General features: G+C 72.5%; 23 protein-coding genes. 19 read left to right on the forward strand and 4 right to left on the reverse strand.

The genetic code is table 11. From position 1 onward, the window contains the following. Positions 1-132: 132 nt before the first annotated feature. Positions 133-1062: a methylenetetrahydrofolate reductase [NAD(P)H] gene (metF, locus tag ACWEQG_RS03860; RefSeq protein WP_452281481.1), complete on the forward strand. Its 930-nt coding sequence runs from the start codon at positions 133-135 to the stop codon at positions 1060-1062. Between the two features lie 26 nt (positions 1063-1088). On the opposite strand, the gene ACWEQG_RS03865 is transcribed toward metF, so the two are convergent. Together ACWEQG_RS03865 and ACWEQG_RS03870 are read right to left on the reverse strand one after the other, a co-directional pair. Continuing rightward, positions 1089-1661 (reverse strand): GNAT family N-acetyltransferase, encoded by a 573-nt coding sequence (locus tag ACWEQG_RS03865; RefSeq protein ID WP_452281483.1) that lies wholly within the window; start codon positions 1659-1661, stop codon positions 1089-1091. A gap of 44 nt (positions 1662-1705) precedes the next feature. Further along, complete coding sequence (locus ACWEQG_RS03870) at positions 1706-2182, reverse strand: YbaK/EbsC family protein (protein WP_452281485.1); 477 nt, start codon at positions 2180-2182, stop codon at positions 1706-1708. Positions 2183-2307: 125 nt separating this feature from the next. Here ACWEQG_RS03870 and ACWEQG_RS03875 point away from each other — a divergent pair, with 125 nt between their 5' ends. Together ACWEQG_RS03875 and ACWEQG_RS03880 are read left to right on the forward strand one after the other, a co-directional pair. Next, positions 2308-3192: a L,D-transpeptidase family protein gene (locus ACWEQG_RS03875; RefSeq protein WP_452281487.1), complete on the forward strand. Its 885-nt coding sequence runs from the start codon at positions 2308-2310 to the stop codon at positions 3190-3192. Positions 3193-3597: 405 nt separating this feature from the next. Next, positions 3598-4035, forward strand: coding sequence for an SAV_6107 family HEPN domain-containing protein (locus tag ACWEQG_RS03880; protein WP_076432068.1), 438 nt, complete (start codon positions 3598-3600; stop codon positions 4033-4035). A 67-nt stretch (positions 4036-4102) separates the two neighbouring features. Here ACWEQG_RS03880 and ACWEQG_RS03885 read toward each other — a convergent pair whose 3' ends face one another. Beyond that, positions 4103-5347: an arginine deiminase gene (locus ACWEQG_RS03885; protein ID WP_452281489.1), complete on the reverse strand. Its 1245-nt coding sequence runs from the start codon at positions 5345-5347 to the stop codon at positions 4103-4105. 123 nt (positions 5348-5470) lie between these two features. Continuing rightward, a complete protein-coding gene (gene bldD, locus ACWEQG_RS03890) occupies positions 5471-5965 on the reverse strand; it encodes a transcriptional regulator BldD (protein WP_030508976.1) in 495 nt (164 codons plus the stop codon). A 434-nt stretch (positions 5966-6399) separates the two neighbouring features. Here bldD and pyrR point away from each other — a divergent pair, with 434 nt between their 5' ends. The 16 genes from pyrR (at position 6400) to ACWEQG_RS03970 (ending at position 25608) form a co-directional block, all read left to right on the forward strand. Further along, positions 6400-6957: a bifunctional pyr operon transcriptional regulator/uracil phosphoribosyltransferase PyrR gene (gene pyrR, locus ACWEQG_RS03895; RefSeq protein WP_363465966.1), complete on the forward strand. Its 558-nt coding sequence runs from the start codon at positions 6400-6402 to the stop codon at positions 6955-6957. Continuing rightward, positions 6954-7889, forward strand: a complete 936-nt coding sequence (locus ACWEQG_RS03900) for an aspartate carbamoyltransferase catalytic subunit (RefSeq protein ID WP_452281491.1) — start codon at positions 6954-6956, stop codon at positions 7887-7889. Before pyrR ends, ACWEQG_RS03900 begins: the two co-directional genes overlap by 4 nt. Positions 7890-7918: 29 nt before the next feature. Further along, entirely contained in the window at positions 7919-9220 is a 1302-nt protein-coding gene (locus ACWEQG_RS03905; RefSeq protein ID WP_452281493.1) for a dihydroorotase, read from the forward strand. After that, positions 9217-10335 carry a glutamine-hydrolyzing carbamoyl-phosphate synthase small subunit gene (gene carA, locus ACWEQG_RS03910; RefSeq protein ID WP_346228465.1) on the forward strand — a complete coding sequence of 373 codons (1119 nt, stop codon included), beginning with the start codon at positions 9217-9219 and terminating at the stop codon, positions 10333-10335. The genes ACWEQG_RS03905 and carA overlap by 4 nt, the downstream gene beginning before the upstream one ends. Beyond that, a complete protein-coding gene (gene carB, locus ACWEQG_RS03915) occupies positions 10328-13606 on the forward strand; it encodes a carbamoyl-phosphate synthase large subunit (protein ID WP_452281495.1) in 3279 nt (1092 codons plus the stop codon). Before carA ends, carB begins: the two co-directional genes overlap by 8 nt. Positions 13607-13647: 41 nt before the next feature. After that, positions 13648-14505: a dihydroorotate dehydrogenase electron transfer subunit gene (locus tag ACWEQG_RS03920; RefSeq protein ID WP_363465957.1), complete on the forward strand. Its 858-nt coding sequence runs from the start codon at positions 13648-13650 to the stop codon at positions 14503-14505. A 21-nt stretch (positions 14506-14526) separates the two neighbouring features. Beyond that, entirely contained in the window at positions 14527-15501 is a 975-nt protein-coding gene (locus tag ACWEQG_RS03925) for a dihydroorotate dehydrogenase (RefSeq protein WP_363465955.1), read from the forward strand. Continuing rightward, the gene (gene pyrF, locus ACWEQG_RS03930) at positions 15498-16196 is read left to right on the forward strand and encodes an orotidine-5'-phosphate decarboxylase (RefSeq protein ID WP_452281497.1); all 699 of its coding nucleotides are present in this window, start codon (positions 15498-15500) and stop codon (positions 16194-16196) included. Before ACWEQG_RS03925 ends, pyrF begins: the two co-directional genes overlap by 4 nt. Positions 16197-16530: 334 nt before the next feature. Continuing rightward, a complete protein-coding gene (gene mihF, locus ACWEQG_RS03935; protein ID WP_169978578.1) occupies positions 16531-16854 on the forward strand; it encodes an integration host factor, actinobacterial type in 324 nt (107 codons plus the stop codon). Positions 16855-16976: 122 nt separating this feature from the next. After that, complete coding sequence (gmk, locus tag ACWEQG_RS03940) at positions 16977-17537, forward strand: guanylate kinase (protein ID WP_452281499.1); 561 nt, start codon at positions 16977-16979, stop codon at positions 17535-17537. 13 nt (positions 17538-17550) lie between these two features. Then, positions 17551-17814, forward strand: a complete 264-nt coding sequence (rpoZ, locus tag ACWEQG_RS03945; RefSeq protein WP_363465948.1) for a DNA-directed RNA polymerase subunit omega — start codon at positions 17551-17553, stop codon at positions 17812-17814. Between the two features lie 16 nt (positions 17815-17830). Beyond that, positions 17831-19129, forward strand: coding sequence for a bifunctional phosphopantothenoylcysteine decarboxylase/phosphopantothenate--cysteine ligase CoaBC (gene coaBC, locus ACWEQG_RS03950; RefSeq protein ID WP_452281501.1), 1299 nt, complete (start codon positions 17831-17833; stop codon positions 19127-19129). Between the two features lie 69 nt (positions 19130-19198). Beyond that, complete coding sequence (locus tag ACWEQG_RS03955; RefSeq protein WP_169978572.1) at positions 19199-19567, forward strand: hypothetical protein; 369 nt, start codon at positions 19199-19201, stop codon at positions 19565-19567. Positions 19568-19753: 186 nt separating this feature from the next. Then, positions 19754-20941, forward strand: a complete 1188-nt coding sequence (gene metK, locus ACWEQG_RS03960) for a methionine adenosyltransferase (RefSeq protein WP_363465943.1) — start codon at positions 19754-19756, stop codon at positions 20939-20941. A 154-nt stretch (positions 20942-21095) separates the two neighbouring features. Further along, positions 21096-23900: a primosomal protein N' family DNA-binding protein gene (locus ACWEQG_RS03965; RefSeq protein WP_452281503.1), complete on the forward strand. Its 2805-nt coding sequence runs from the start codon at positions 21096-21098 to the stop codon at positions 23898-23900. Positions 23901-23940: 40 nt separating this feature from the next. Further along, positions 23941-25608 carry a hypothetical protein gene (locus ACWEQG_RS03970; protein ID WP_452281505.1) on the forward strand — a complete coding sequence of 556 codons (1668 nt, stop codon included), beginning with the start codon at positions 23941-23943 and terminating at the stop codon, positions 25606-25608.

Below are 25608 nucleotides of genomic sequence, written 5' to 3' on the forward strand. Positions count from 1 at the left end.
ACTAACCGGGGTTGATCCGGACACCCATCACCAGATCCCCCTTCAAGTGGGTTAACTCCCCCAGTAAGGGAAAACGTCCACATAGCAAGACTGCGACCATCCGGAAATGAGCGGCGCTGTAACCTCTCCTGTATGGCTCTCGGTCTGCCCTCGCGGCTTCCTGATCGCGTCCCGACGGTCCGCGAACTGCTGGCCGCGGGCGAGCGCTCGTTCTCGTTCGAGTTCTTCCCGCCGAAGACCGACGAGGGGGAGCGCCAGCTGTGGCGGGCCATCCGCGAGCTCGAGGCGCTGCGGCCGACGTTCGTCTCCGTGACCTACGGCGCCGGCGGCTCGACCCGCGACCGCACGGTGGACATCGTCGAGCGGCTGGCGCACGAGACGACGCTGACCCCCGTCGCGCACTTCACCGCGGTCGACCACTCGATCCGCGAGCTGCGCCACCTCGTCGGCCGGTTCGCCGACGCGGGCGTGCGCAACATCCTCGCCGTGCGCGGCGACCCGCGCGGGGGCAACCCCCTGGACGAGTGGGTCAAGCACCCGGAGGGCGTGCTGTACGCCGAGGAGCTGGTGCGGCTGATCCGCCAGGCGGGCGACTTCTGCGTGGGGGTGGCCGCCTTCCCCTACAAGCACCCCAGGTCGGCGAGCATCGAGTCGGACACCACGTATTTCGTGCAGAAGTGCCGGGCCGGCGCCGACTACGCGATCACCCAGATGTTCTTCCGCGCGGAGGACTACCTGCGGCTGCGCGACCGCGTGGCCGCCCAGGGGTGCGACACCCCGATCATCCCCGGCATCATGCCCGTCACGCAGATGAGCACGATCGCCCGGTCGGAGCAGCTGTCCGGCGCGCCGTTCCCGCCGGAGGTGGCCGAGCGGTTCGAGGCCGTCGCCGACGACCCGGCCGCGGTCCGCCGCCTCGGGATCGAGCACGCGGTCGAGCTGTGCCAGAAGCTGCTCGACGAGGGTGCGCCCGGCATCCACTTCATCACCTTCAACCGGTCGAGCGCGACCCGCGAGGTGTTCCAGGCGCTGCACAGCGTGCCCGCCGCCGTCGCCGGCTGAGCCGGCCGGGCCGTTCAGCCCTCGCGTCAGCCCTCGCGGACCGCGCGCTCGGGCAGCGGCAGCCGCACCCCGGCGATCACGTACTCCTCGTACCCGCCGGGGAAGACGAACCTGGTCATCAGGTCGGCGAACCCGACGTCCCGGTAGAGACGCCGGGCCACCGTGGGGGCGTCGTGCGTCGAGAGCACGGCCGTACGCTCGGGGCGGCCCTCGCACAGCGTGTGGATCAGGCGCCGGCCGATGCCCCGGCCCTGGTACTCGGGGCGCACGTGGATCTCGGCGATCTCCAGGGCGTCGCCGAACCAGTCCTCCGCCACCACCGGCCCGGCCCGGTCCTGCAGCGCCCCGCGTACGACGTCGTGCCACCACTGCCCGCGGCCGCCGTGGAAGCCGTACGCGAAGCCGGCGACTCCGTCGGGCGCCTGCGCGTCCTCGGCGAGCACGCAGTCGAAGTCGGGATAGGTGGAGTGGTTACGCATGATCGCCATGCGCCCCGCGAGCTGGTCCGACGGCGGGCGCATGGCGACCGTGTAGATCTCCAGCACGGTGCCCAGCACCGCCCTGAACCGGTCGGGCCCCACCCGTCGCAGTTGGATCACCCGTCGCACACTAGCAAAACGTCGTAGGGCCGGTCCGTCAGGCGTCACTCCACCTCGGCGGCCGTGCCCCCGGTGATGCGCAGCAACTCCTCGTAGGACGTGGGGAAGACCGAGTGGGGGTGCCCGGCGGCGGCCCACACCACGTCGTGCTTGCCCAGCCAGGTGTCCACCAGCGTCCGTACGGGCGCGGGGTGCCCGACCGGGGCGACGCCGCCGATGGGCTGCCCGGTGTGCTCGCGGACGAACTCCGGCGTGGCCCGCCGTACCTTCGCCGCGCCGACGAGCCGCGCGATCAGATCGGTGTTCACGCGATGGGCGCCGCTGGTCAGCACCAGCAGCGGCGCGCCGTCCGCGTCGAAGATCAGGCTGTTGGCGATCGCGCCCACCTCGCAGCCGAGCTGGGCCGCCGCAGTGGCGGCCGTCGGGGCGGCGTCGTCCAGCACGACGACCTCGCCCGTCACCTCGTGAGCCCGCAGGGCCTCTTGGACCCGGACGACGTTCGGATGCAACTTTTCTGCCACGCGGTCACTCTAAACGGATTGCCAGGACATACGTCACCGATTATGGCCACGTGTGATCACGCGGCTCACAATCGGACCGTATGGTGGGTCCTTTGATCGAGAATCGGGCTTATGAGGGGTTGGTCATGATGAGGGGTCGACGGCGACTGGCCGCGGCCACGCTCGTCACGGTGGGAGCCGTGGCGTTCGCGGCGGCCGGCGTCACCGGCACGGCGCAGGCGCGCACCACCGCGCCCGCGGGAGCGGTGACCACGGGCACCGTGCTGTCGGCGGGCACCGTGCTGTCAGCGGGCACCGCGCCGTCAGCGCTTCCGGCGCTTCCGGCGCGGGCCGCCGTGCCCGGGCGTGCCGCCTACCCGCCGTTCACCGCACCGGGCAAGACGCTCAGGCTCGGTGCCAAGGGCTCGGCCGTGAAGGCGCTGCAGTCCCGGCTCAGGGAGCTCGGGTACATGCCCGGCTCGGCCGACGGCCGTTACGGCGGAACCACGCTGACGGCGGTCTGGGCCTTCCAGAAGGTGCAGGGGATCAAGCCGACCAGCACGATCGCCGCCCGCACCTGGAGGGCGCTGGAGAATCCCCGCGCGCCCAGGGTCCTGGTGCCCCGGGGCAAGCCGGCCCGCGTCGAGGTGGACCTGACCAAACAGGTGATGGTTCTGTACCGGAACGGCGCGCCGGTGATGATCAGTCACATCTCCAGCGGCAGCGGCGTCCCCTATACCGAGTACGCCACCTGGAACGGCAAGCGGCAGCGGTTCTCCGGCAGCGCCCGCACGCCTACCGGCGACTACAAGACCACCTGGCGGGTCAAGGGCTGGCACCGGTCCTACCTCGGGCAGCTCTACAACCCGATCTTCTTCAACGGCGGCATCGCGCTCCACGGCGCGCTGTCGGTGCCGCTCTATCCGGCGTCGCACGGCTGCGTGCGGCTGCCCATGAACGTGGCCGAGGTCCTGCCGGGCATGCTCGGCAAGGGCGTCCCGGTGCACGTCAGGGGCGCCTTCAGGCGCTAGTTCCACTTCCGGAGGGGCCCCGCGCGAGGTGATCGCGCGGGGCCCCTCCGTCGTCTCGTGCCCGCGTTTGCGCCACACTCCTCGAACACGTATTCGTTGACAGCCTTGACAGTGGACATGATCGAATCTATGTTCGATGGAGTGGGCGTGGGACTCGCGGCTCGCGCCCACCCCGTTGGATTCGTGCCTTCGTCGTCGGCGGAGACGGATGCGGCACGGCCCGCGGCGTGGGCCGGACGGGGAGAGGGGAAGCTCCTCGTCCGGCCGCCCACGGGAGCCTGAGAAAGCGTCGGGCGATCTCGAGCGGTTCACGGGATCTCCCGGCCGGCGAAATTGTCGGTGCGATCTGCGACTGTGAGGTCACCGGCGACCTTCGCCGGAGTGCCACGACTCAAGGAGGCGGGCATGACTGAGCAGAATGACGATCAGAAGAGCGGGCCCCGGCTCTCGCAGGCGGTTCTGGCACACCTCGCGGATGCCAGGGCATGCCTCGCGGACGCCACCGTCGGGCCCACCCCCGCGGACCGCTACGTGTCGGCCCACCTGGCGGCCCTCCGTGCGGCCGCCGGGATCCTCGCGGCGCGTCCGCGGCCGATGGACGGCCGCAGGCGGCGCCTGCGCAGCGCCTGGGAGCTGCTGCCTGAGGCCGAGCCCAAGCTCGCGGACTGGGCGGCCTACTTCGCGGTGAGCGCGACCAAGCGCGCGGCGGCCGAGGCCGGCATGGTCCGCGCCGTCACGCAGAACGACGCGGAAGAGATCATAGCGGAGGCGGACAGGTTCGTCGGCGAGGTCGAGTCGATCCTCGGTCTGCCCGGCCGCCCCACCCTGCCCATGGCCGGCTGACCTCCGTCTCCGGCCATGGTCCCGCTCGTCCCGTCCGGGCGAGCTGTGCGGGTGCGGGCGCGGGTGCTCAGACGGGGTCGCGCTCCAGCGGGCAGCTCATGCAACGCGGCCCGCCGCGTCCGCGTCCGAGCTCGCTGCCGCGGATCGTGATGACCTCGATGCCGTGCCTGCGCAGGTAATTGTTGGTCGTGGTGTTGCGTTCGTAGGCGACCACCACGCCCGGCTCCAGCGCCAGCAGGTTGCAGCCGTCGTCCCACTGCTCGCGCTCGGCCGCGTGCACGTCCTGCGTCGGCGTGAGGACCTTGATGTCGTCCAGGCCGAGGGCCCGTGCGATCGCCTTGTGCATGTCCTCCGGCGGATGGTCGGTGACCTTCAGCTCCTTGTCGGTGTCGCCCGGCTCCACCGTGTACGAGGGGAGCATGCCGAGCCCGGCGTACTTGGTGAACACGCCCACGTCGACGTTGGTCATCACGGTGTCGAGGTGCATGAACGCGCGGGTCTTGGGCAGGTCGAGCGCCACGATGCGGGTCGCCGACCCCGCGCGGAACAGGTTGGTCGCCAGCATCTCGACCGCCTGCGGCTGGGTGCGCTCGCTCACCCCGACGAGCACGACGCCGTCGCCGAGCACCAGGACGTCGCCGCCCTCGATGGTGGCCGGGGCCATGCGCACGCCCTCGTACCAGACGTTGAACCCGCCGTCGTCCGGGTTGCCGTAACCCGCGGCGAACAGCGGATGCCAGCGGTAGACGGCCTCGTAGTTGACGGTCTCCCGCCTGCGCGCCTTCTTGCGCATCGCGTTGATCGACACCCCGTCGTACACCCAGCAGGAGGTGTCGCGGGCGAACAGGTGGTTGGGCAGCGGCGGGAGGACGAAGTCGTCCATCGCGAGCGTGTGGAAGGTGATGGAGCCCGGGTCGCAGCCCAGCTCCATGATCTCGCGCTTGGTGATCCCGCCGGTCAGCAGCGGTGCGAGCCTGTCGGCGTCGAGGGAGTCGAGCGTGTTGCGGATCGCGTCGGCGGCCAGCGGGCCGAACCAGTGCTCGTCGACGCTGCCGTCGAGGATGTGCTTGCGCGCGTCGGGGATCTCGATCACCTCGCGCAGGAGGTCACCGAGGTGGTGCACCGTGACGCCGCGTCCGGCGAGCACCTCGCACCACTCCCGGTGCTCCTCCAGCGCGCGGTGCACCCAGAGCACGTCGTCGAACAGCAGGCCGTCCTTGTTGCCCGGGGTGAGCCGCTTGAGCGCGAGTTCGGGAATGTCGACCAGGACGCGGCGAAGCCTGCCCACCTCGGAGCCCACGTAAAACGTCATGTCCTGCCTATCCCCGCGTGACAGGAATCACTCGTACCGACGGCTCCCCGAAGCGATAGACGCCGCCCGTGACTACGCCGAGCGGGCGGGCACGGGGAGCCGCGTACGGGCCGAGACGGGAGGTCAGAAGGACTCGACGGCGCGTCGGGCCTCCGCGTCGAGCACGCCCCAGTGGATGAACTCCTCGGTCAGCTCGACCGGCGACTTGTCGTAGATGACCGCGAGCGAGCGCAGGTCCTCCTGCCGGATGGACAGCACCTTGCCGTTGTAGTCGCCACGCTGGCTCTGGATCGTCGCGGCGTAACGCGCCAGCGGGCCGGCCTTGTCCTTCGGCAGCTGCGACAGGCGCTCCAGGTCGATGACCAGCTTGGGCGCGGGCGCGAGCGGGCTGGGGGCGGCTCCGCCGGGAAGAAGCTCCGACACCGGCACTCCGTAGAAATCCGCGAGCTCGGCGAGCTTCTGCACGGTCACCGCGCGGTCGCCCCGCTCATAGGAGCCCACGACGACGGCCTTCCACCGTCCGCGGGACTTCTCTTCCACACCGTGCAGGGACAGCCCCTGCTGGGTCCGGATGGCGCGCAGGCGCGCGCCCAGCGACTTGGCGTAGTCAGACGGCATCGTGTGGCCCCCGGCTTTCTATGTCTCTTCTCACTTGATTGTGCGTCCTTGTCCTAAGCGTTCCGAACACCGGGGCTGGTGGCCGAGTCCGGCACCTTCGGTGACCGCTGCGTCGGGTTTTACCCAGGAAGGTCGCGTGTTGTGGTTACGGACAGTGACGGTAAAGCCGACACTCCCAAAGGTCAAGCTGATTGGAAAAAAGAGCGTCAAACAGTGCTCTCCCCGAAATCCCCGACACCCGGCGCGATGCGGCTTCCGCTCCCCGGTACGTCACCGGCACTTCTCCCGTCGCGTCCTCACCACGCCGCCCGCGAGCGGACCCGGGGTGCATCACCCCTGGCGGGAGGGGGGTTCGCAGACGGCCCTGATACTCTAAGCAGACCGAACACCCTTTAAGACCCGTCCCGTGAGGCGGGAAAGGCGGTGACTTTTTCATGTCTGATGCCCGAAATCCGGCCCGCGCCGTCCTGGAGGGGCCCGACATCCACCGGGCGCTCACCCGGATCGCACACGAGATCCTCGAACGGACCAGGGGCGCGGAGAGCGTCGTCCTGATCGGCATCCCCACTCGCGGCGCCACCCTCGCGCAGCGTATAGCCGAGCGCATCGCGCAGTTCGAGGGAATCAAGGTCCCCGTCGGCGCCATCGACGTCACGATGTACCGCGACGACCTGCGCCTGCGGCCCGCGCGCCCGCTCGGCCGCACCGAACTGCCCCCGGACGGCGTGGACGGCAGGACCGTCGTCCTGGTGGACGACGTCCTCTACTCCGGCCGCACCGTGCGCGCCGCGCTCGACGCGCTCAACGACGTGGGCAGGCCCAGGGCCGTCCAGCTCGCCACGCTCGTCGACCGCGGCCACCGGGAGCTGCCGATCCGCGCCGACTACGTCGGCAAGAACCTGCCGACTTCCAAGAGCGAGAAGGTCAAGGTCTTCCTGGAGGAGACGGACGGGCGCGACGCGGTCGTGCTCATCAAGGAGGACGACCGATGAATCGGCACCTGATCTCGACCGGCGACCTCACCCGCGACGACGCCCTCCTCATCCTCGACACAGCCGAGGAACTGGCCCAGGTGTCGCAGCGGTCCATCAAGAAGCTGCCGACGCTGCGCGGCCGCACGGTGGTGAACCTCTTCTTCGAGGACTCCACCCGGACCCGCATCTCGTTCGAGGCCGCGGCCAAGCGCCTGTCGGCCGATGTGATCAATTTCTCGGCCAAGGGGTCGAGCGTGTCCAAGGGCGAGTCGCTGAAGGACACGGCGCTCACCCTGGAGGCCATGGGCGCCGACGCCGTGGTGATCCGGCACAGCGCCTCCGGCGCGCCGCACCGCCTGGCCAACTGGGTGCGCGGCAGCGTGGTCAACGCCGGCGACGGTACCCACGAGCACCCCACCCAGGCGCTGCTCGACGCCTTCAGCATCCGCCGCCGGCTGGGGCGGCTCGAGGGCCTGAAGGTCGCCATCGTGGGCGACGTGCTGCACAGCCGGGTCGCCCGGTCAAACGTGCTGCTGCTGCACACGCTCGGCGCGGAGGTGACGCTGGTCGCGCCGCCGACCCTGCTGCCGGTCGCGGTTGGGACGTGGCCCTGCCAGGTCTCCTACGACCTCGACGCCGTGCTGCCCAAGTCGGACGTCGTGATGATGCTGCGGGTCCAGCTCGAACGGATGAACGCGGCCTACTTCCCCTCGGCGCGGGAGTACAGCCGCCGCTACGGCCTCGACCGCGACCGCTTCGCCCGGCTGCACGACGACGCCGTCGTCATGCACCCCGGCCCGATGAACCGCGGCATGGAGATCTCCGCGGAGGTCGCCGACTCGCCGCGCTCGACGATCGTCGAGCAGGTCACCAACGGCGTGACCGTCCGGATGGCCGTTCTCTACCTGCTGCTCGGCGGATCCGAGCCCGCGATCGGAGGCGCCGAATGAGCACCCACGACCTTCACGAGGGGACGGCTGTGAGCACCATCCTCATCAGGGGCGCCCGGATCCTGGGCGGCGCCCCGGGCGACATCCTGCTGCGCGACGGCGTCGTGGCGGAGACCGGCGACCTCGCGGGCGCGAGGGCCGGCCAGACGGTCGACGCCGACGGGCTGGTCGCCCTGCCCGGCCTGGTGGACCTGCACACCCACCTGCGCGAGCCCGGCCGGGAGGACGCCGAGACGGTCGAGACCGGCACCCAGGCCGCGGCGCGCGGCGGATACACCGCCGTCCACGCGATGGCCAACACCTCCCCGGTGGCCGACACCGCCGGCGTGGTGGAGCAGGTCTGGCGGCTCGGCCAGGAGCACGGCCACTGCGACGTGCAGCCGGTGGGCGCGGTGACCTCCGGCCTCGAGGGACGCCAGCTCGCCGAACTCGGCGCGATGGCCGACTCCGCGGCCCGCGTCCGGGTCTTCTCCGACGACGGCAAGTGCGTGTCCGACGCCGTGCTGATGCGCCGGGCGCTGGAGTACGTCAAGGCGTTCGACGGCGTCGTCGCCCAGCACGCCCAGGAGCCGAGGCTGACCGAGGGCGCCCAGCTCAACGAGGGAGAGGTGTCGGCCAGGCTCGGCCTGACCGGCTGGCCGGCGGTCGCCGAGGAGGCGATCATCGCGCGTGACTGCCTGCTCGCCGCGCACGTCGGCTCCCGGCTGCACGTCTGCCACGTCTCCACCGCGGGCTCCGTCGAGATCATCCGCTGGGCCAAGTCGAAGGGCTGGGACGTGACCGCCGAGGTCACCCCGCACCACCTGCTGCTGACCGACTCCTGCGCGGAGAGCTCGCCGCTCGGCTCGTACAACCCGATCTACAAGGTGAACCCGCCGCTGCGCACGGCCGAGGACGTGCGGGCGCTGCGCGAGGCGCTGGCCGACGGCACGATCGACTGCGTGGCCACCGACCACGCGCCCCACCCGGTCGAGGACAAGGAGACCGAGTGGGCCGCGGCGGCCATGGGCATGATCGGCCTGGAGACCGCCCTGTCCGTGGTCCAGGAGACCATGGTCGACACCGGCCTGCTCGACTGGGCCGGAGTCGCCGACCGCATGTCGGCGCGGCCCGCGAGGATCGGCCGCCTGACCGGGCACGGCCGCCCGATCGAGCCCGGCGCCCCCGCCAACATCACCTTGTACGACCCGTCGGCCCGGCAGCCCGTGGACCCCGCCGCGATGGTGTCGAAGAGCCGCAACACCCCCTACGAGGGGCTGACCCTGCCCGGCCGCGTCGTCGCGACGTTCCTGCGCGGCCGCCCCACCGTTCTCGAAGGGAAGCTCGTATGACAGCCCTGCTCGTGCTAGAGGACGGACGCGTCTTCGAGGGAACGCCGTACGGCGCCGTGGGCGAGACGTTCGGCGAGATGGTCTTCAACACCGGCATGACCGGCTACCAGGAGACGCTCACCGACCCCTCCTACCACCGGCAGATCGTGGCGATGACCGCCCCGCACATCGGCAACACCGGTGTCAACGACGAGGACCCCGAGTCCCGCAGGGTCTGGGTCGCCGGCTACGTCGTGCGGGAGCCGTCGCGGATCCCGTCGAACTGGCGCTCCCGCAGGACCCTCGACGACTACCTGCGCGACCAGGGCGTCGTCGGCATCGCGATGCCCGGCACCCGGGCCCTCACCCGCCACCTGCGCGAGCGCGGCGCGATGCGCGCGGGCATCTTCAGCGAGGGCGGCGAGGTCGCCGAGCTCGTCGAGCGGGTGCGGCGCGCGCCCGGCATGGAGGGCGCCGACCTGGCCCGCGAGGTCAGCACGCCCGAGCCGTACGTCGTGCCGGCCGTCGGCCGTAAGCGCTTCACCGTCGCCGCGGTCGACCTCGGCATCAAGGCCATGACCCCGCAGCGGATGTCCGAGCGGGGCTGCGAGGTGCACGTGCTGCCCGCGACCGCCAAGGCGGCCGACATCCTCGCCCTCGACCCCGACGGCGTGTTCTTCTCCAACGGCCCCGGCGACCCCGCCGCCGCCGGCTACGCGGTCGAGACCCTGCGCGAGGTGCTGGGCGAGAGCGTGCCGTTCTTCGGCATCTGCTTCGGCAACCAGATCCTCGGCCGGGCGCTCGGCCTCGGCACCTACAAGCTGCGGTACGGCCACCGCGGGGTGAACCAGCCGGTGCAGGACCGCAGGACCGGCAAGGTCGAGATCTCCGCGCACAACCACGGCTTCGCCGTGCGGGCGCCGCTGGACGGGCCCTTCGAGACGCCGTACGGCGCGGCGGAGGTGAGCCACGTCAACCTCAACGACGACTGCGTGGAAGGGCTGCGCCTGCTGGACCGCCCGGCGTTCAGCGTGCAGTACCACCCCGAGGCGGCCGCTGGCCCGCACGACGCCGCGTACCTGTTCGACGAGTTCTGCCAGCTGATGGACGACAAGAAGGGGGCCAAGGGTGCCTAAGCGTACGGACATCAGGTCCGTCATGGTGATCGGCTCCGGCCCGATCGTCATCGGACAGGCGTGCGAGTTCGACTACTCCGGCACCCAGGCCTGCCGCGTCCTGCGCAGCGAGGGGTTCCGGGTCATCCTGGTCAACAGCAACCCCGCGACGATCATGACGGACCCGGAGTTCGCCGACGCCACCTACGTCGAGCCGATCACGCCGGACATCGTCGAGAAGATCATCGCCAAGGAGCGGCCCGACGCGCTGCTGCCCACGCTGGGCGGCCAGACCGCGCTCAACACGGCCGTGGCGCTGCACGAGGCGGGCGTGCTCGGCAAGTACGGCGTCGAGCTGATCGGCGCCGACATCGACGCCATCCAGGCGGGGGAGAACCGCGAGCGGTTCAAGGAGATCGTCGCGAAGGTGGCCGCCGAGCACGGCCTCAACGCCGAGTCGGCGCGCAGCGCGATCTGCCACACGATGGACGAGTGCCTGCGCGCGGCCGGCGAGCTCGGCTACCCCGTCGTCGTCCGCCCGAGCTTCACCATGGGCGGCGCGGGCTCCGGCTTCGCCCACGACGAGCAGGAGCTGCGCCGCATCGCGGGCGCCGGCCTCGACGCGTCCCCGACCACCGAGGTGCTCCTGGAGGAGTCGATCCTCGGCTGGAAGGAGTACGAGCTGGAGGTCATGCGGGACCGCAACGACAACGTGGTCATCGTGTGCTCCATCGAGAACATCGACCCGATGGGCGTGCACACCGGCGACAGCGTGACCGTGGCGCCCGCGCTGACCCTGACCGACCGCGAGTACCAGAACATGCGCGACGTCGCGATCGCGGTCATCCGCGAGGTCGGCGTCGACACCGGCGGCTGCAACATCCAGTTCGCGGTCGACCCGGAGACCGGCCGGATGATCGTCATCGAGATGAACCCGCGCGTGTCGCGGTCGTCGGCGCTGGCGTCCAAGGCCACCGGCTTCCCGATCGCCAAGATCGCCGCCAAGCTCGCGATCGGGTACACGCTCGACGAGGTCCCCAACGACATCACCAAGGAGACCCCGGCGTCGTTCGAGCCGTCGCTCGACTACATCGTGGTCAAGGTGCCCAGGTTCGCGTTCGAGAAGTTCGCCGGCGCCGACGAGACGCTGACCACGCACATGAAGTCGGTCGGCGAGGCGATGGCGATCGGGCGGTCCTTCCCCGAGGCGCTGCAGAAGGCGCTGCGGTCGCTGGAGAAGAAGGGGTCGTCGTTCAGCTGGGCCGGTGAGCCCGGCGACCTGGACGAGCTCCTGGAGGCCTGCCGCAGGCCGCACGACGGACGGCTGCGCACGATGCAGCAGGCCATCAGGGCGGGCGCCACCCCCGAGCAGGTCCACGAGGCCACCAAGGTGGACCCGTGGTTCGTCGACCAGCTCTTCGCGATCGACGAGGTCGCCCGGTCGATCACCGCGCTCGACCGGCCCACGCTGGAGCTGGCCAAGCGGCACGGGTTCAGCGACGCGCAGATCGCCGAGATCCTGGGCGTGCCGGAGGCCGAGGTGCGGGCCACGCGCCACGAGCTCGGCCTGCGGCCCGTCTACAACACCGTGGACACCTGCGCCGCCGAGTTCGCCGCGCGCACGCCGTACCTCTACTCCACGTACGACGAGGAGACCGAGGTGCCGGTGGGGGACCGGCCGAAGGTGATCATCCTGGGCAGCGGGCCCAACCGCATCGGCCAGGGCATCGAGTTCGACTACGCCTGCGTGCACGCGTCGTTCGAGCTGGCCAAGGCCGGCTACGAGACCGTGATGGTCAACTGCAACCCCGAGACCGTCTCGACCGACTACGACACCTCCGGCCGGCTCTACTTCGAGCCGCTCACGCTGGAGGACGTCCTGGAGGTCGTGCACGCCGAGCAGGAGACCGGGCCGGTGGCCGGCGTCATCGTGCAGCTCGGCGGCCAGACGCCGCTCGGGCTCGCCCAGGCGCTCAAGGACGCCGGGGTGCCCATCGTGGGCACCTCGCCCGAGTCGATCCACCTCGCCGAGGACCGGGGCGCGTTCGGCCGGGTCCTCGCCGAGGCCGGGCTGCCCGCGCCCAAGCACGGCACCGCGACGACCGTGGACGAGGCGAAGGCCGTCGCCGAGGAGATCGGCTACCCGGTGCTCGTCCGGCCGTCGTACGTGCTCGGCGGGGCCGGCATGGCCATCGTGTACGACGAGGACACCCTCGGTGCGTACATGGCCAAGGCGGCCTCCGAGCACCCGGTGCTGATCGACCGGTTCCTCGACGACGCCATCGAGATCGACGTGGACGCGCTGTTCGACGGCGAGGAGCTCTACCTCGGCGGCGTCATGGAGCACATCGAGGAAGCTGGCATCCACTCCGGCGACTCGGCCTGCGCCCTGCCGCCGATCACGCTGGGCGGCTTCGACATCAAGCGGATCCGCGCGGCCACCGAGGGCATCGCCCGCGGCGTGGGCGTGCGCGGCCTGCTGAACGTCCAGTACGCGATGGCCTCCAACGTGCTGTACGTCCTGGAGGCCAACCCCAGGGCCAGCCGTACGGTGCCGTTCGTGTCCAAGGCCACGGCGGTGCCGCTGGCCAAGGCGGCGGCGCGGCTGATGATGGGCGCGACGATCGCCGAGCTGCGCGCCGAGGGCATGCTGCCGGCCGGCTACGACGGCGGCACGCTGCCGCTGGACGCGCCGGTAGCGGTCAAGGAGGCGGTGCTGCCGTTCAACCGGTTCCGCGGCGTGGACATCGTGCTCGGGCCGGAGATGCGCTCGACCGGCGAGGTCATGGGCATCGACGAGTTCTTCGGGACGGCCTTCGCCAAGTCGCAGTCGGCGGCCTACGGCGCGCTGCCCACCAAGGGCAGGGCGTTCGTCTCGGTCGCCAACAAGGACAAGCGGGCCATGATCTTCCCCGTGAAGGCGCTGGCGGACCTCGGCTTCGAGATCCTGGCCACGGAGGGCACCGCCGAGGTGCTGCGCCGCAACGGCGTCCATGCCAAGATCGTGCGCAAGCACAGCGACGGCGCCGGTCCCGAGGGCGAGCCGACGATCGTGCGGCGCATCCTCGACGGGGAGGTGGACCTCATCGTGAACACGCCGTTCGGCAGCCCCGGCCAGTCCGGGCCGCGCCTGGACGGGTACGAGATCCGCACCGCCGCCGTCAACCGCGGCATCGCCTGCGTCACGACCGTCCAGGGCCTGGCCGCGGCCGTCCAGGGCATCCAGCACATCGTCAGGGGCGACATCGACGTGCGTTCCCTGCAGGAACACGCCAGGAGGCTGCGAGACTAGCCCGGAGCCGCGCGAGCGGAGCGAGCCCAGAGGAGCGGGGAGTGGCCGGTAGTCCGGTTCAGGTAACGGGCACGGTGCTGACGACGCGCCGGGTGGACGCCTACCATGCGCTCACCGTCGTCGCGCCGGGCATCGCCGACCGGTTCCGGCCCGGCCACTTCGTCACGGTGGCCGTCGGAGGCCGCGACTCCTCGATGCTCACCCGGCGGGCCTTCGCCGTCCACGACGTGAAGCCGGACTACGGTGGCACGGTGGAGCTCGTCTTCGGCGTGCGCGGCGCGGGGACGGCCTGGCTCGCCGACCGGAAAGCGCGCGACACGCTCGACCTGGTCGGACCGCTCGGCCGGCCCTTCCCCCTGCCGCGCGACCCCTGCACCTGCGTGCTGGTGGGCGACGAGCACGGCTCGGCGTCGCTGTTCGCGCTGGGCGACGCGCTGCAGCAGCGGGGCTGCCGCGTCGACTTCGTGCTGGGCGCGTCGTCGGCCGACCGGGTCTTCGGGGCGTTGCGGGCGCGCCGGATGGGCGAGACGACCACGCTGACGACCGAGGACGGCTCGCTCGGCATGCGCGGCACGGTGACCGACGTGCTGCCCGGGGTGATCGCCGACGCGCGGGCCGACGCCGTCTACGCGTGCGGGCCCATGCCGACGCTGCGCGGCGTCACGGCGGTCGCCACCCAGTTCGGCATCCCCGTGCAGGTGGCCGTGGAGGAGTCCATGGCGTGCGGCATCGGCGTCTGCATGACGTGCGTCGTGCCCGTCATCGGCGACGACGGCGTGACCCGCATGGTCCGCGCCTGCACCGAGGGGCCGGTGTTCCGGGGCGAGCGGGTGCGGTTCGACGACGTCGGGACGATCCCGTTCGACGCGCTCGGCGCGCCCGGCGGGCGGCATGCCTGAGGCGGGACGGGGGGACCCGCGGTGACGGCAGACCTGCGGACCTACCTGGCGCACGTGGAGCTGCCCAACCCGGTCCTGACCGCCTCCGGCTGCGGCGGGACCGGTCGCGAGCTGGCCCACTTCTCCGACGTCCACCGGCTGGGCGCGTTCGTCACCCGGTCGATCACCATGGCCCCCCGCGCGGGCCGGCCGACGCCGCGGATGGCCGAGACCCCCTCGGGGCTGCTGAACGCCGTGGGCCTGCAGGGCCCGGGCGTCGAGGCGTTCCTGGAGCGCGAGCTGCCCTGGCTGGCCGAGCGCGGGGCCCGCACGGTGGTGTCGATCGGGGGCGGCACCGTGACCGAGTACACCGCGCTGGCGCGGCGCCTGGCCGGGGCCGAGGGCATCACCGCCGTCGAGATCAACCTGTCGTGCCCGAACGTCGAGGACCGCGGCAGGGTGTTCGCCCGCGACGGGTCCGCCGCGGCGGAGGTCGTGGCCTCGGTGCGCGCGGCCACGCCGTACGAGGTGCCGGTCATCGCCAAGCTGTCCCCGGACGTGGCGGACATCGTCGCGGTCGCGCGGGCGTGCGTGGACGGCGGCGCAGACGCCCTCGCGATGATCAACAACCCGGTCGGGATGAGCATCGACGTGGACACGATGCGTCCCGCGCTCGCGGCCGGCACCGGAGGCCTGTCCGGCCCCGCCGTACGGCCCCTGGCCGTGCGCTGCGTCTGGCAGGTCCACGCGGCGCTGCCCGGGGTGCCCATCGTGGGCATGGGCGGCGTCACGACCGGCAGGGACGCCCTTGAGCTCGTCCTGGCGGGCGCCTGCGCCGTCGCGGTGGGCACGGCCCTGTTCCACGACCCCTACGCCTGCCCGCGCGTCCTGAGGGAGCTCGAGGAGCTTCTGCAGGCGCGCGGGTTCGACCGGCTCGCCGACGCGGTGGGCCTGGCCCACCGGCCGGCGGGCGCACAACCACGATCGCGATCAGATCTCGAGGAGAGTTCGCTTTGACCACGCCCGCTCCCATCGCCGTAGCCCTGGACGCGCCCGACCTGGAGACCGCTGCCCGCTGGGCCGGCCTGGTCACCCCGCACGTCTCCACGGTGAAGGTCGGCCTGGAGCTCTACCTGCGGTACGGGCCCGACGTGATCGCCTCGGTGCGCGGCGCCAGCGGCGTGCGGGTCTTCCTGGACCTCAAGTTGCACGACATCCCGAACACGGTCGGCGCCGCCGCCAGGGCGGTCGCGCGGCTCAAGCCGACGTACCTCACCGTGCACGCCGCCGGAGGGGCGGCGATGGTCAGGGCGGCCGTCGAGGCGGCCCCCGGCACCCAGATCGCGGCCGTGACGCTCCTGACGTCGCTTTCCGAGGCCGATCTCGCCGAAATCGGCATCCAGGGACCCCCGGAGGACCTCGTGCGCCGTATGGCCGCCGTGGCCGTCGGGGCGGGCGCCCAGGCTCTCGTCTGCTCCCCCCGGGAGGTCGCCGCCGTACGCGCGGAGGTCGGCCCGGACGTGACGCTCATCACCCCGGGCGTGCGGCTCGCCGGAGCCGACACCCAGGACCAGGCGCGGGTGGCCACCCCGGAGGAGGCGATCGCCCAGGGGGCCGACCTCCTCGTGATCGGACGGCCCATCACGGGGGCCCCCGACCCCGGTGCGGCGGCCGCCGGGATCGCCGCCGCGCTGCGCCGCGTGAGCCCCTGAGGGAGCGCCGCCGCGTTGCGCCGCGTGAGCCCCTGAGGGGCTCGCCCGGCGCGTGCCAGGCCGGAGCCGCGAAGCCGCCCGGAGGCGACCGCGCCCGGCCATTCCCGGCCCGTTCCCGGCCCATGAACGTCTCATGCGCCCGTCACCAAGCGTCATCCGGTTCCGGGCCTGCTGAGGCGGTTTTGATCTACGAAGAGTAACTTTTCGAATACCAAAAGTAGTAAAATCAATTTTGTCGTCGCAGAACCCGCTCTTGACGTTGCCGTTACGGCCAAGACCAGCTAGTTTCCCCCATCGTCCGAGTACATCGACAAGAAATTCGAGGTGACCCGGCGTGGCTCTTCCTCCCCTGACCCCCGAGCAGCGCGCCGCAGCTCTTGAGAAGGCTGCCAAGGCACGCAAGGAGCGTGCCGAGGTCAAGAACCGACTCAAGCACGGCGCGGTTTCTCTGGCTGAGGTGCTGAAGGATGGGCAGACCGATGACGTCATCGGCAAGATGAAGGTCTCGGCTCTGCTGGAGTCGCTCCCTGGCGTCGGCAAGGTCCGCGCCAAGCAGCTCATGGAGCGCCTTGGTATCGCCGAATCCCGCCGCGTGCGGGGTCTCGGCGCCAACCAGCGCGCCTCCCTGGAGCGCGAGTTCGGCGGCGCCGAGAACTGATCTCGGCGGCGTACGAGCGAGTTTCACGGGGGTACGGAGTGACCGACACGTCCCGGTCCGCTGGAGATCGGGCCCACGAGGCAGTCGTGACCAGCGAGTTCCGGACACGCGACGGTGACTCCTTGCCTCGCCCGCGCCTGACGGTCCTTTCCGGTCCGTCGGGTGTGGGGAAGTCCACGGTCGTCGCCGAGCTCCGGCGGTCCCACCCCGAGGTGTGGCTGTCGGTCTCGGTGACAACCAGGAAGCCCCGTCCGGGGGAGCGGCACGGCGTGGAGTACTTCTTCGCCGACGACGACGAGTTCGACGGGCTCGTCGCCTCCGGCGAGCTCCTGGAGTGGGCCGAGTTCGCCGGCAACCGGTACGGCACGCCCAGGCGGCCGGTGCTGGAGAAGCTGGCGGCAGGCGTCCCCACGCTGCTGGAGATCGACCTGCAGGGCGCCAGGCAGGTGCGCACGACGATGCCCGAGGCACTGCTCGTGTTCCTGGCCCCGCCGAGCTGGGAGGAGCTGGAGCGGCGGCTGCGCGGCCGCGGCACCGAACCTCCCGACGTGATCGCCCGCCGTCTGGACGCGGGCCGGATCGAACTGGCGGCGGAGAAGGAGTTCGACCTCACGATCGTCAACACGTCCGTCAAGGACGTGTGCCACCGGCTGATAGCCTTGATGGGAAACTCACCTAGCTAGGGGAATCACTGACGTGGCAAGCAGCTCCGCCTACGCGGAAGGCATCACCAACCCGTCGATCGACTCGCTCCTCGACATCGTCGACAGCAAGTACAGCCTCGTGATCATGGGTGCGAAGCGGGCGCGCCAGATCAACGCTTACTACTCTCAGCTCGGCGAGGGCCTGCTGGAGTACGTGGGGCCCCTCGTGGAGACCCACGCCCAGGAGAAGCCGCTGTCCATCGCCCTGCGCGAGGTCTCCGAGGGTCTGCTCACCTCCGAGCCCATCGAGGGCTGAGCACCGCCTCGAGCCGATGACCTCTGTCGTGCTTGGCGTGAGCGCCGGCATCGCGGTCTACAAGTCCTGCGAGCTGCTCCGCCTTTTCACCGAGTCGGGACACGACGTGCGTGTCGTGCCGACGCGGGACGCTCTGCGGTTCGTCGGCGAGCCGACCTGGGCGGCGCTGTCCGGCAATCCGGTCACCACCGAGGTGTGGGAGTCGGTGCACGAGGTGCCGCACGTGCGCATCGGGCAGTCGGCCGATCTGGTGGTCGTGGCCCCGGCGACGGCGGACGTGCTGGCCAGGGCCGCGCACGGCATGGCCAACGACCTGCTCACCAACACCCTGCTCACGGCGCGCTGCCCGGTGGTGTTCGCGCCGGCGATGCACACCGAGATGTGGGAGCACCCGGCGACGCGGGCGAACGTGGCGACGCTGCGCGAGCGCGGCGCGATCGTGATCGAGCCGGCCGTCGGCAGGCTCACCGGCGCCGACACCGGTCCGGGGCGGCTGCCCGACCCCGCCGAGATCTTCGAGGTGTGCCGCCGCGTGCTGGCGGGCGGGCGCGAGGACCTGGCCGGGCGGCACGTCGTCGTCTCGGCCGGCGGCACCCGCGAGGCGATCGACCCCGTGCGCTTCATCGGCAACCGGTCCTCCGGGCTGCAGGGGTACGCCCTCGCCCGTACGGCCGTCGCCCGGGGCGCGGAGGTGACGCTCGTGGCGGCCAACGTGACGCTGCCCGATCCCGCGGGCGCCAAGGTCGTACGGGTGGAGTCGGCGCGGCAACTGCGCGACGCGGTCCTGGCGGCGGCCGAGCACGCCGACGCGGTCGTGATGGCCGCCGCGGTCGCGGACTTCCGGCCCGTACGGCAGAGCGACACCAAGATCAAGAAGTCGTCCGCCGAGCCCGATCCAATCCATCTGGTGAAAAATCCGGACATCCTTGCCGAGCTGGGTGAGATCCGCCGGGCCAGGCGGGAGGAGTACGCCGGGGGAGACGGGCCGTACGACGCGCCGGCGGGCCCCGGGCGCGCAGCCGGAGACGGCGCGGGCGCCCCGGGGGAGGCCACGCCCGGCGGGCCGCGTCCCCGGGTGATCGTGGGTTTCGCGGCGGAGACCGACGACGTCCTGGCCAACGGCCGGGCCAAGCTGCGGCGCAAGGGCTGCGACCTGCTCGTGGTGAACCAGGTCGGGGAGAACCTGGCGTTCGGCACGCCCGACAACGCGGCCGTCGTCCTCACGGCGGAGGGCGGCTCGGTGGACATTCCGAGGGGTCCCAAAGAGGATCTCGCCGACGTAGTGTGGGACTTGGTGGCGCAGCGTCTCGCCTGACCTTCGCGTGGTGCCGGCGCGGGCGCCCGCCCCGCCCCCCGCAGGTCGTGCATCGAGGGAGCGATCGTCATGCCGGTGTCCGCCACGATCAGGGAGCGCTGCCGGGCGATGCTCGGGCCCGGCGAGGACATCCGCTACGTGTTCCCCGCGGTGGCCCTGCCGCCCCCCGCCACGATCGGGTTCCTCGTCGTGGTGACGGACCGCTCGATCACGCTGCTGTCCACCAAGATGTTCAGCAGGGACGAGCCGTCCGGGGTGTGGGCCCGTTATCCCCGCCGCACCCGCCTCGGGCCGCTCGAATTCGGGTCGGGCCCTCGGATCGAGATCGGCGGTATGACCCTGGAGGTCGACGACGAGTACGCGGCCGTGGTCGCGGCGGCGGACGCGGAGGCGTTCTCGCCCGGCGACCTGCCCAGAGATCCCTTACCCGACCTGTGACTCGCCGTCCGGGGGAGCGGCAGGCCTTATCGCGGACTGCTGACTCTGTGACCGGAACCCGGACGGCTTCGCCGCTCCGCAGCGCCTAGGGCTAGACTCGCGTGAGCATCGAGTGGCCGCGGTGGGGCTCGGCTCTACCGCCGGTCACTCATGGACGTCAGCAGCCGCTGCATGAGGAGCCCTGAGTTGTCCCGTCGCCTGTTCACCTCCGAGTCGGTCACCGAGGGCCACCCGGACAAGATCGCCGACCAGATCAGTGACGCGATTCTCGACGCCATGCTCAAGGACGACCCCAAGAGCCGGGTCGCCGTCGAGACGCTGATCACTACTGGCCAGGTCCACGTCGCCGGCGAGGTGACGACGGAGACCTACGTCGACATCCCCGCCCTGATCCGCGAGAAGATCCTCGAGATCGGGTACGACGCCTCCCACAAGGGCTTCGACGGCGCCTCCTGTGGCGTGTCGGTGTCCATCGGCGCGCAGTCGCCGGACATCGCGCAGGGCGTGGACGACGCCTACGAGCACCGTGAGGGCGAGGGCGCCGACGACTTCGACCGCCAGGGCGCGGGCGACCAGGGCCTGATGTTCGGCTACGCCTGCCGCGAGACCCCCGAGCTGATGCCGCTGCCGATCACGCTCGCGCACCGGATGGCCCGGCGGCTGTCGGAGGTCCGCAAGAACGGCACGGTTCCCTACCTGCGCCCGGACGGCAAGACCCAGGTCACGATCGAGTACGACGGCGACCGGCCGGTCCGCCTGGACACCGTGGTCGTCTCCACCCAGCACGCCCCGGAGATCGACCTGCGGGAGATGCTGACCCCGGACATCCGCGAGCACGTGGTCGAGCCGATCCTGGCCGACCTGGACATCGAGACCGAGGGCTACCGCCTGCTGGTCAACCCGACCGGCCGTTTCGAGATCGGCGGCCCGATGGGCGACGCCGGGCTCACCGGCCGGAAGATCATCATCGACACCTACGGCGGCATGGCCCGCCACGGCGGCGGCGCGTTCTCCGGCAAGGACCCGTCCAAGGTCGACCGCTCGGCCGCCTACGCCATGCGCTGGGTCGCCAAGAACGTCGTCGCGGCCGGTCTGGCCGACCGCTGCGAGGTCCAGGTCGCCTACGCCATCGGCAAGGCCCAGCCGGTGGGCCTGTTCGTCGAGACGTTCGGCACCGAGAAGGCGCCGGTCAACGTGATCCAGGACGCGGTGCTCCAGGTGTTCGACCTGCGTCCGGCCGCGATCATCCGCGACCTCGACCTGCTGCGCCCGATCTACTCCGAGACCGCCGCCTACGGCCACTTCGGCCGTGAGGGCTTCTCCTGGGAGTCCACCGACCGGGCCGACGCCCTGCGTACGGCCGCCGGTCTGTGATCCGCTCCTGACGACCTCGGCGACCACCGTCGCCCCCGGCGGCGCCCGCCCTTACGGCGGGCGCCGCTCTCGTATGCGCGCCGCCGGTCCGGGCCGTCCACAGGCGGCGGGCGTACGTGCGATTGCCGCGCGCCGGTTCTGGTAGGACGTAGGAGTGACCGAGCCGACCCGCGTTCCGCACCCGCAGGAGGCGCTCCTCCCGGCGCCCCCCGCCGCCCCCGAGCGCCAGCGGGGAAGCATCGAGCGACAGCGGGGAAGCACAGAGCGGCAGCGGGGAGGCATCGAGCGGCAGCGGGCGAGCGCGGGAGGGGCGCGGCCGGGCGCGGCCAAGGGCGCGCGGGAGGCGGCGCACGAGCTGCCCGTCGCCCGGGTCGTGGTGGACACGCCGCTGCCGCACCTCGACCGGCCCTTCGACTACCTCGTCCCCTCCACGATGGACGCCGAGGCGGTGCCCGGCTGCCGGGTGCGCGTCCGCTTCGCCGGCCAGCTCGCCGACGGCTATCTCCTCGAGCGGCTGGCCGAGAGCGAGCACACGGGCAGGTTGTCCTTCCTGGAACGGGTGATCTCCCCGGAGCCCGTCCTCACCTCCGACATCGCCCGGCTGGCCCGCGCCGTGGCCGACCGGTACGCGGGGACCATGCCCGACATCCTGCGGCTGGCCGTTCCGCCGCGTCACGCCCGGGTCGAGTCCGAGGCCAAGGCTCCCGCCCGCCGGACGGCGTCCGCCGCCGGAGAGGTCCCCGCGCCCGCCGGGCAGGGCGTACGCGTGACGGTGGACACCGGCGGCAGACGCTCGGCCGAAGGCGGGGGGACCGCGGCGCAGGAGCCGGTTCAGGGAGGCTCGGAGCACGCGCGCGCGACCCACGGGGACACGATCCCGCCGGACACGGCGCGCGCGGACGACGCGCGTGAGGGCGCGGCGCGGAAGGCCACGACTCGCGCGGACACCGCGGACCCGGATACGGCGCGCGCGGACACCGCGGACGCGGACCCGGCGCGCGCACACGAGGGCATGGTGCACGAGGGTGCGGCGCACGAGGGTGCGGCGCGCGAGGGTGCGGCGCGCGAGGGTGCGGCGCGCGAGGGTGCGGCGCGGGATGACATGTCGAGCGGGGGCGCGGCGGGGGAGGACACGCCGGGCGAGACGGCGGGACGGCGGGCGGCGCGGGCGCACGGCGACGCCTGGAGCGCCTACCCGGCGGGCGCGTCCTTCCTGGAGGCGCTGGCCGAGGGCAGGGCGCCGCGCGCCGTGTGGACGGCACTGCCCGGCACGGACGCCGGCGGACCGTCGTGGCCGCACGCCATCGCGGCCGCCGCGCGGGCGACCCTGGACGGCGGCCGGGGCGTCGTCGTGGCGGTGCCCGACGGCAAGGACGTGGCGCTGGTGACGGCGGCCCTGGGCGAGACGCCGCACGTGGCGATCACGGCGGACCTCGGGCCCGCGGAGCGTTACCGGCGCTGGCTCAAGGCGCTGCGCGGCGAGGTCGGGATCGTGGTGGGAAATCGGCCCGCGGCGTACGCGCCGGTGGCCCGGCTGGGGCTGGCGGTCGTCTGGGACGACGGCGACGACCTGCACGCCGAGCGCCACGCGCCCTATCCGCACACCCGGGAGGTGCTCGGCCTGCGCGCTCACCAGGCCGGGGCGGGCCTGCTGGTCGGCGGCTACGCGCGTACGGCCGAGGCCACGGCGCTCGTCGAGGCGGGCTGGGCCGCTCCGCTCGTCCCGGACCGGGCGGCCGTCAGGGCCCGGGCGCCCAGGGTGCGCCCGGCGGGCGACGACGCGGAGCTGGCCCGCGACCAGGCGGCCAGGGCCGCCCGCCTGCCCAGCGTCGCCTGGCGGGCGCTGCGGGAGGGGCTGGAGCACGGGCCGGTGCTCGTCCAGGTGCCGCGCAGGGGTTACCTGCCCGCGCTGGCGTGCCGGCACTGCCGCGCCCCGGCGCGCTGCTCCGGGCTGCCGCCGGCGCGCCCGGCCCCGGCGCCGGACGCCGCTCCGGGAGGCGCGGCGGCGCGCGGCGGCGACGCGCGGGGCCGTGACGGAACGGGACCCGGCCGCGGACCAGGCGTCCACCCCGCCGGTGTCGGCGAGGTCCGCACCGATGTCCACCGCGCGGGGGGCGGCGGGACGGGCCCGGCGGGCGGCAGGGCGAGGATGCTCGCCGAGCCGGTGCTCGTGGAGCCCCCGTCCACGGGACCGGTCTGCTCGGGCCCGCTCGCGCTGCGCGGCGGGCACGCCGTGCCGTACTGCCGCTGGTGCGGCCGGATCGCGGGCGACTGGCGCTGCCCGTCCTGTGGCGGGACCGGCGTACGGGCCGTCATCGTCGGCGCGCGGCGCACGGCAGAGGAGCTGGGCCGGGCCTTTCCGTCGGTCGCCGTCCGCACCAGCGGGCGCGACGGCGTGCTCGCGACGGTGAGCGGCGCCCCGGCGCTGGTCGTGGCGACGCCCGGGGCCGAGCCCGTGCCGGACGGCGGCTACGCGGCCGCGGTGCTGCTCGACGGATGGGCGCTGCTGGGCCGCCCCGACCTGCGGGCGGCCGAGGAGGCGCTGCGCCGCTGGACCAACGCCGCCGCCCTGTTGCGGCCGGCGGGGGAGCTGGTGGTCCTGGCCGACGCCGCGGTGCCCGCCGTACAGGCCCTGCTGCGCTGGGACCCCGTCACCTTCTCCGAGCGCGAGCTGGACGAGCGGGCCGAGCTGGGCTTTCCCCCGGCCGTGCGGATGGCGACGCTGACGGGGCCGGCGGCGGCGATCAGGGAGACGCTCGCGGACGCCGTGCTGCCGCCGGGAGCGCAGATCCTGGGGCCGGTGCCGGTGGAGGGCGGGCCGGAGCGGGCCATGGTCCGGGTGCCGCGTCACCTCGGGTCCGCACTGGCCCGCGCGCTCAAAGGCGCCTCCGGTGTGCGCTCCGCGCGCAAGGCGCCGGACGTGGTACGTGTGAACATTGATCCTCTCGACCTCATCTGACCGATTCGCCTCGCACAAAGCGAGCCGTTAGCGTGCCTGTGTGTCGATCGAATGGGTGAACCGGGCCATCGACGGCCTCCGCGCCTGGGGGCGCGGGCGGAACGTCGAGGTCGACGTCGACGAGGTGCGTCTGCTGTGCGACTACGCCAGCGACTACCTGGAGGTGAACGAACTGGGTGATTTCCGGCCGGGCACCTTCGAGGAGCTCCTGTTGGAGATCTACCCGCGCAAGGTGATCGCGCCGCCGGAGAGCGCGCCGGAGACGGTGGCCGCGGCGCGGACGCTGGTCGAGTTCCTGCTGGACACGGGCGAGATCGGCAGCAAGACGGCATTCCGGATGCGGGAGACCATCGACCGCATCGAGCCGGAGATGCCGCGAGCGCTCGCCGACACGTCCAAGTTCGGCATGGCCAAGAGCCTGTTCAGCGCCATCGGGCCCGACTCGCTGGAGCTCGACGCCGCCCAGGGCGCTTCCGCGGAGGGCGCGGCGGACGGCGGCGAGTGCGACTGCCCCGGCTGCGCGCCCCTGCCGCCCGTACGGCTCGCGCCGCGCGAGGAGGTGGCGCGCGCCGTGCGCGAGGTGCCGCTGCTGCGCGACGCCCACCGGGTGGTGACGTGGCTGGTGGAGGGCGGCCGGACCGTGACGACGCGCCGGTCCCTGCGGGTCAGGGACGCGCGCGCGTGCACGGCCGAGCTCGGCGTCGAGCGTCCCGAGCCGGCCTGGCGCCTCGCGCTCGACCTGGGCCTCGCCCGGCTCGACGGCACGGCCGTCGCGACCGGGGAGGTGTTCCGCGAGCTGAGTTCCCGCGGGGAGGAGGAACTGCTCGGCCTGTGGCGGGGGACGCTGGAGTTCCTCGTCGAAAGGTGCGGGCCGTTCACCGGGGAGGCGGTGGTGGACGAGGGGATGTCCCAGATCCACGACCTGCTCTACCGGCTGCAGTCGCCCGTCCCGGTGGACGCGCTCGCCGACTACCTGCGCGAGGTCGCCGCCGGGCGGCCGGTGGGCAGGCTCGACGAGGCGCTGACCGCTCTGGCGTACGCGGGAACGGTCCAGCCCACCGAGGACGGCCTGGCACTGACCCCGCACGCGCTGTGGGGCCTGCGCGAGCTGTACGCCGGCATGGGCCTGGACGCGCCGCTCGCGCCGGCCCCGGCCGAGGGGGACGCGAGCGGGCTGATCGCCGGCCTCATCGGCGACGGCACGGCGGACGAGGCGGCCGAGCGGGACATCGCCGAGTGGCTGTCGCGGCGGACCGCCGAGCAGGCGGCGGCGGAGCTGCTGGCCGCCGTGGCCGGGGCCCCCGCGGAGGTGCGCGGGGTCGCGGTGACCATCGTGGACCGGCTGGGCGTGGAGGCGGCGGCGGTCGTCCGGTCCTACCTGGACGACGCCGAGCTCCGCCCGCACGCCATCCACTGGCTGTCCTCGCGCGGCCTCGACGCGCCCGCGCTCACCCCCGAGGAGGTCCTGTGGGTGAGCGTCGACATGCTGGCGCTGGCGCTGCCCGCCGCCGAGGCCGACCCGGAGGGCTTCGCGGAGAACATCGCGGCCTCGGGGCCGCCCGCGCACCTGATCGAGGACATGTGGCGGGTGGACCATCCCGACGTGGTCGAGGTTCTCGAACTGCTCGGCAGCACGCTGGCGGACCAGGCGGCGGCCAAGGCCGCCCGGAAAGCGGCTTTCAAGGCTCGTTCGCGGGGCATCAGGTGA

Source organism: Microbispora sp. NPDC004025, from assembly GCF_053604425.1.